Genomic DNA, 6,457 nt, shown 5'->3' on the forward strand with positions numbered 1-6,457 from the left:
GAGAGTGGCACGGGCGGCGAGCATCAAGGACGTGGCCCGTGAGGCCGGTGTCTCGGTGGGCACGGTCTCCAACGTGATCAATCGTCCCGATCGCGTCTCCGAGGGGATGCGGCGGGACGTGCAGAGAGCGATCTCGGCCCTGGGCTATGTGCGCAGCGAGCACGCCCGCCAGCTGCGAGCCGGTCGCAGCCGGATCATGGCGCTGCTCGTCCTCGACATGGGCAACCCGTTCTTCGTCGACATTGCACGTGGAGCCGAGCGCGCCGCGCGTGACGCGGGGCTTGGTGTCATGGTCTGCAACAGTGGCAAACCCGCGGGACGAGGCGGACTACCTCGCTCTCTTCGCCGAACAGCGGATCCGTGGAGTGCTGGTCACCCCCACCGAATCCGACGGGACCAATCTGCGCCGGTTCCGGCGCCACGGAATTCCCTTCGTCCTGGTGGACCGGGTGTCAGGAGATGACGAAGGGTGCTCCGTCTCCGTCGACGACGTCGCCGGGGGAGCCCTGGCGATCCGCCATCTGATCGCCGGGGGGCACCGCTCCCTCGCCTACGTCAGCGGGCCGGAGCACCTCACGCAGGTGCGGGATCGGCGCCTCGGCGCGCACACCGCGCTCGATGAGGCGGGTCTTCCGCCCGATGCACTGCTGGAGATCCCGGCCGAGCGTCTCGACGTCGCTGCCGGGCGTGACGCCGGAGCCCGGCTCCTGGGCCTGGCACGACGTCCCACCGGCGTCTTCTGCGCCAACGACCTGCTGGCTCTCGGTGTACTGCAGTCCCTGTACATGGCCGGCGTTCGGGTTCCGGATGATCTGGCCATCGTCGGATACGACGACATCGAGTTCGCGGCGGCGGCGACGGTCCCCCTCACGTCAGTGCGGCAGCCCGCCCTGACCATCGGAGCGAAAGCAACGGAGCTCCTGCTGCGGGAACTGAGCGAGGGGACAGCCGCTCACCGGTATGAGGGGACAGCCGCTCACCGGCACGAGCACCTCGTTCTTCAGCCGGAGCTGGTCGTCCGTCAGTCCACGCTGCCTCCGGTCTGATCGGCAGGGCGCGGGCGCTTCCACGGCAGGGGGTGACTGTTTGCGGCGCACGACGGTCGGTTGCGGGTCGTGCGCCTTTCGCACCGCTCGGCGACTGTTCCCCTCACTGGTGGTCTTCGCCGTCGGCCACACGGTCGGCGCGCGCAGCTCGAACCGGTTCTGGCACATCAGACGTCGCTCGAGGGCCGCTGGTCGGGTGTCCTCACCGCGGCATTCAGTCAGAGCGCCTGACGTGGGACCAGGATCCCGCGTGCCGAGCGCTCGCGGCCGCCTTCAAGCCCTCTGTGTTCGTGAGGCCGACAAGTGGACCGCGTACCACCGGCACGCGCCGCCGCAAGCCCGGTGCGCTCCGCCGAATGGTTGATATCAAGTCAATTCCCTTGGTGCGGAATCACTCTGCTGGGTTAATTCAGGTGTCTGCATCAATGGGCGATGATCCATCGAGTCCTGGCGGGCGAGCCTCCCTCCCGGGGCTGAACTCATCCCGTCCGGGCGGGCCTCCGCACATTCCCATCGGCCGGCGGCCGGACGTCTCTTGTGGCCTGGGCCGGTTCGGAACATCCGTGGATCGGACACCCGGTCGCTGCTCGGAGAAGTCTTCCGAGTGAGGAGGAACCCCTCATGCCCATCAGTCCCAACCAAGGCCCCACCAGCGGCGGAACAACCGTCACCGTCACCGGCGTGAACCTGTCCGGCGCCACCGCCGTCCACTTCGGGTCCCGGACGGCCACGATCACCGCGAACACCCCGACCGCGATCACCGTCATCGACCCCGCGGGCTGCGGCGTCGTCGACGTCAACGTGACGACCGCAGGTGGGACGAGCAACTCGCTCTCCTTCTTCTACATCAGCCCGCCCATCGCGGTATCCCTCGGCCCGGGGTCCGGTCCCACCGCGGGCGGCAACACGGTCACCATCAACGGCTACGGCCTCTCCACGGCCACGGCCGTGTCCTTCGGCTCCAACAGCGCGACCCCGACAGTCGTCTCGGACAGCCAGTTGTCGGTGATCGTTCCGGCCGGAAGCTCGAGCGGCTCCGTCGACGTCACCGTCTCCACCACCGGGGGAACGACCGGTCCGCTGACCTACGCCTACGCCGACGCGCCGACCCTGGTCTCGCTCACACCCACCTCGGGGCCGACGTCAGGCGGCACTTCGGTGACCGTCAGCGGCACCGGCCTCGCGTCCACCACGGCCGTCACCTTCGGCGGTGTTCCCGCGTCCTTCGCAGTGCTGAACAGCTCCACGCTGGTGGCCGTCACCCCGCCCGGCACGCCGGATTCCGTCGATGTCGTCGTGACCACCGCGGGCGGCAGCGCCACGCTCGGCGACGGCTTCACCTACGCGTCCGGTCCCGGTATCTGACGGCGTCTCGTACACACGCCTGTCCACGGCTCCGGTCCGCTTCGGTCCACCGGCCGGCGGAAGCGGTGCGGCATCGAGTCCGCCCGGCCGTACCGCTTTCGTGACCGCCGGCTCGCGGCCCGGTCAGGCCCACCACACCCCCTTGGAGTCACCGTGGCCCCTCCCGTCCTCACCTCGGTCGTACCCACCACGGGTCCGGCTGCGGGCACCAATCCCGTCACCCTGAACGGAAGCCAGTTCACCGGCGCCACCGCCGTCACGTTCGGATCCGCGGCCGCCTTGTCGCACACGGTCAACACCCCGTCGACGATCACGGCGACCGTCCCGCCCGGAACCGGCACGGTCAACGTCACCGTGCGCACACCCGCCGGGCTCAGCAACACGGTCGCCTACTCCTACGCGCCCACGCCGAGCCTCAGCGCGGTCTCGCCGAACCAGGGACCGACGTCGGGCGGGACCGGTGTGGTCCTCATCGGCACCGGCCTCACCGGGGCCACAGCCGTCACCTTCGGCAGCATCCCTGCGACCTCCTACACCGTGAACTCCGCCACCCAGATCACCGCCGTCACCCCGGCGGGCACCGGCGCGGTGGCGGTCACCGCGACCACCGTCGGCGGAACCTCGGGGCCGCTGTTCTTCTACTACCTGAACGCGCCCTCGCTGCTGTCCGTCTCGCCCGCCGGCGGCCCGGCGTCCGGCGGGACCGGTGTGGTCCTCATCGGCACCGGCCTCACCGGGGCCACAGCCGTCACCTTCGGCAGCATCCCTGCGACCTCCTACACCGTCAACTCCGCCACCCAGATCACCGCCGTCACCCCGCCCGGCACCGGGTCCGTCGGGTGCACCGTCACCGGCCCCGGCGGCACCAGCAACGCCGTCAGTTACACCTACCTCGCCGCGCCGGTGCTCACCGCTCTCTCGCCCGCGCAGGGGCCGACGGACGCGGGCACCGCCGTGACCCTGACAGGCACCGGGCTGACCACGACGTTCGCGGTCCACTTCGGCACCGCACCGGCGGCCTTCACCGTGGTGTCGGACATGACCGCGATCGCGATCGCCCCGGCAGGTCCGGCAGGTTCGGCGCAGGTGAACGTCACGACGTCCGGCGGCACCAGCAACTCGCTCGCCTACCAGCGCGTCGCGCCTCCCGCGATCTAGTGTCACGGCCTCGGCCCACCGGCCCCCTCCGGCCCATCCGAGTGAGCCGATGACTCAGGTGGATCCGCCGGGACCCGTGCCTCCCGCACATGCCCTCACAAGCGGCCTAAGGTCACGCTCCGAACGGTTACGGCGAACCCCCGCCTGACGACCAGACCTAGGAGGCCCCCCAGTGAAAGCGTGGCGTGCCCGCAATGCCGGACTCATGGTCGCCGTAGCGGCGGCGGCCACAGTGCTGTCCCTCGCTCCGTCCGCTGCCGCCGCCGATCTGTCGTCGACCACGGTCCAGGTCGTGCCCTCCTCGGCGGTGACCGGGCAACTGGTGACCCTCGAAGCGACGGTGACCTGCAGCTCGGACCCGAGCGGCGGCCTCGGCGTGACGTTCTTCGACGGCCCGGACCTTCTCGCGACCGCAGCCGTCTCCGCCGACGGGCACTCCTCACTGACGACCGGTTTCACCACCACCGGAACACACACCATCACCGCCGCCTACAACGGCGACGACAGTTGCGGCGCTTCGAGCGACACCACCACCGTCACCGTGTCCCAGGCCCCGGCTCCCCCGGCCGACGCTCCGGGATGCCTGCTGTGCGGACTGATCGACTTCACCGTCGGAGACATCCACAACGAGGTCAACGTCAACAGCCACAATGTGACACGCATCCGCAACTGAGTCCGGCCGCAGGCCGCTGGAAAGCGCGAGAGGGGTGCCACGCAACGATGGCACCCCTCGCCTGCACCGCTCGTCACTCGCCAGGACAGGCCTGTGCCACACATGACCCTCGACAGTGGCGGTAGGCGGACGCCCGTCTACCGCCACCGGGGTGGGACGTGAGCCGAAGTGGTTGAGGGCATGGCTGCTCAGTGCAGCCATGCCCTCAGTGCGTGCGGTCGAGATCAGTCGGTCATGTTGCCCATCTTCCAGACGGTCATGGACTTGATGACGCTGCCGTCGCCGAACAGTCGCAGGCCGAGGGAGTCCTGGCGGAAGGGGTAGGCGCGGGTGGTGATGGACTTGTGTGAGTTCGCGTATGCCTCGATCATCGAGCGGTCGAGGAACACGTCGAGGGTCAGGTTGCCGCCCGAGAGCGTGAGTGGCCCCTTGTGGATGCCGAAGTTGGGCTCGGCGCTGGAGTTGTTCCCGGATCGGGACCGGTCGACGCCCAGCTGTCCCGCGGGGGCGTCGTAGAACAGGCGGGTGCGTTCCTCGTCTCCGGGGCTGCGGAGTACGTCGAGGCCGAAGGTGTCGGCGGTGCCTCGTTCCATGGTCAGCTTGATGTGGAGCATGTTGCCCTTGACGTTTGCCAGGCGCGTGTTGGCGTCGTTGATGGACGTCGGCGCCGTGATGTCGAGGAGCGGTTCGCCGGCGTGGAGGCGGGAGACCTCCTCCACGGGGCGGAAGCCGAGGTCTCCGTCGGGCCGCATGTTCAGTTCGATGGGGAGCCCGGCGTTGTGGGCCCAGCCGGCGTCGTAGTGGGCGCGTTCGGTGCGCCGGTCCTGGGCGATGCTGAAGACGAGAGATCGTCCCTTGTCGTCGACCGTTCCGCTGGGGCCGGTGAAGTGGTCGCCGTAGTCCATCAGCTTGGGCTCGGTCGTGTCGGGTGTCCATCGGCGGGCCCCGGCGTCCCAGGTGCCGACCCAGTAGTAGACGTACTTGCTGCTGTATTCGCCGGGGCCGGCGGGGAAGGCCGGGTTGATGAGCAGTGCCCGGCGCTGGCGGCCCTGTGCGTCCTTGCCGATGGGCAGGAAGGTGGGCAGTTCCCAGACCTGGCCGGTCTTGGGGTGGGCTGCGACGTCGCCGACCATCAGAGGGCCTGAGTAGGTCCAGTCGGTGAGGTTCTTGGAGGTGTAGAGGAGGGCGGTGCCGCCGACATCGGCGCCCGACGTGCTCTGGACGCCTGAGCCCATCAGCTGGAACCAGGTGTCTCCTTCCTTCCAGACGAAGGGGTCACGGAAGTCGCCGTAGCGGACCTTGCGTCCCGCGCCGACGTCGAGGTCGGCGGCCTGGCTGGTGACCAGGGTGGGGTGCATCTTCCACTCGACCAGGTCGGGGTCGCTGGGGTCGACGGGGCGGGCGAGGCCGGTTGCCTGGTTGGGGCGTTGGGAGTCGTTACCGGCCGTGAACAACAGGACGGGGACGCCGTTCTCGTCGAGGGTCGAATCGCCGGACCAGACGCCGTCGGGTGCCACGCTGTCGGCTGTGGGGACGAGAGCGTCGGGCAGGTCCTTCCAGTGGACCAGGTCCTCGCTGACCGCGTGACCCCAGCCGATGTTGTGCCAGTAGGGGCCGTGGGAGTTGTGCTGGTAGAAGAGGTGGTACTTGCCGTTGACCTGGATGGGGGCGTGGGGCTCGTTCATCCAGTGGTTGGGGGCGGTGAAGTGGTAGCCAGGGCGGTAGCGGTCGCCGTCGTAGCGTGAGCGGTCCATGGCCATGCGTGCCTGGGGAATGCTGCCGCCGCTGAACGACTGCAGGTCCTTGCTATGGCTCGCCGTGACGGCCGCGGGGGTGAGCGGGTCGGTGTGGACCTTCACTTCGTCGATCAGACCGTTGAACATGTTGACGGCGAAGGTGCCGTTGATGATCGCGGGCTGATTGTGGCGCCCGATGATCAGGGGAACGTCGGTCTTGGCCAGGCGTGCGCTGGTGGGGATGGTGGTCTGGGCGACCTGCGTGCCGTTCAGGTACAGCCTGATGGCACCTTCACCCGGCGCGAATACGGCGGCGAGGTGGGCCCACTTCCCGGCGTCCAGGGCCGCTGACTTGGGTACCTTCGTCTCGTACCAGCTGTCACCTGTCGGCGTACTTGCCTATGTGCAGGGGTGCGTACGGATGAACGTGCAGAGCAAGTAGCCGCCCGGTGCGCTCATCGCCATGCGAGAGGATGGAG

General features: G+C 69.0%; 4 protein-coding genes and 2 pseudogenes. 4 read left to right on the forward strand and 2 right to left on the reverse strand.

All coding sequences use genetic code 11. The annotated features are described in order from the left end of the window. Positions 1 to 4: 4 nt before the first annotated feature. The 4 genes and pseudogenes from ABZ434_RS26600 to ABZ434_RS26615 all read left to right on the forward strand — a co-directional run bounded on the left by ABZ434_RS26600 (position 5) and on the right by ABZ434_RS26615 (position 4,242). Positions 5 to 1,046: pseudogene (locus tag ABZ434_RS26600) on the forward strand (LacI family DNA-binding transcriptional regulator). 621 nt (positions 1,047 to 1,667) lie between these two features. Next, positions 1,668 to 2,411, forward strand: a complete 744-nt coding sequence (locus ABZ434_RS26605; protein WP_359141859.1) for an IPT/TIG domain-containing protein — start codon at positions 1,668 to 1,670, stop codon at positions 2,409 to 2,411. Between the two features lie 153 nt (positions 2,412 to 2,564). Then, on the forward strand, positions 2,565 to 3,569 hold the full coding sequence (locus ABZ434_RS26610; protein WP_359141862.1) for an IPT/TIG domain-containing protein: 1,005 nt from the start codon (positions 2,565 to 2,567) through the stop codon (positions 3,567 to 3,569). A 172-nt stretch (positions 3,570 to 3,741) separates the two neighbouring features. After that, the gene (locus ABZ434_RS26615; RefSeq protein WP_359141864.1) at positions 3,742 to 4,242 is read left to right on the forward strand and encodes an Ig-like domain-containing protein; all 501 of its coding nucleotides are present in this window, start codon (positions 3,742 to 3,744) and stop codon (positions 4,240 to 4,242) included. Positions 4,243 to 4,466: 224 nt separating this feature from the next. Here the strand turns inward: ABZ434_RS26615 and ABZ434_RS26620 are convergent, their stop codons facing one another. After that, positions 4,467 to 6,101 (reverse strand): glycoside hydrolase family 32 protein, encoded by a 1,635-nt coding sequence (locus ABZ434_RS26620; protein ID WP_359141867.1) that lies wholly within the window; start codon positions 6,099 to 6,101, stop codon positions 4,467 to 4,469. Between the two features lie 21 nt (positions 6,102 to 6,122). Continuing rightward, positions 6,123 to 6,320: pseudogene (locus ABZ434_RS26625) on the reverse strand (LamG-like jellyroll fold domain-containing protein); the annotation flags it as partial. Positions 6,321 to 6,457 lie beyond the last annotated feature (137 nt).

Source organism: Streptomyces sp. NPDC005761 (genome assembly GCF_040630635.1).
Classification (GTDB): Bacteria; Actinomycetota; Actinomycetes; order Streptomycetales; family Streptomycetaceae; genus Streptomyces.

Coding starts and splice junctions, on each gene's coding strand:
- ABZ434_RS26605 (WP_359141859.1), top strand. CDS start 1,668: ATGCCCATCAGTCCCAACCAAGGCCCCACCAGCGGCGGAACAACCGTC.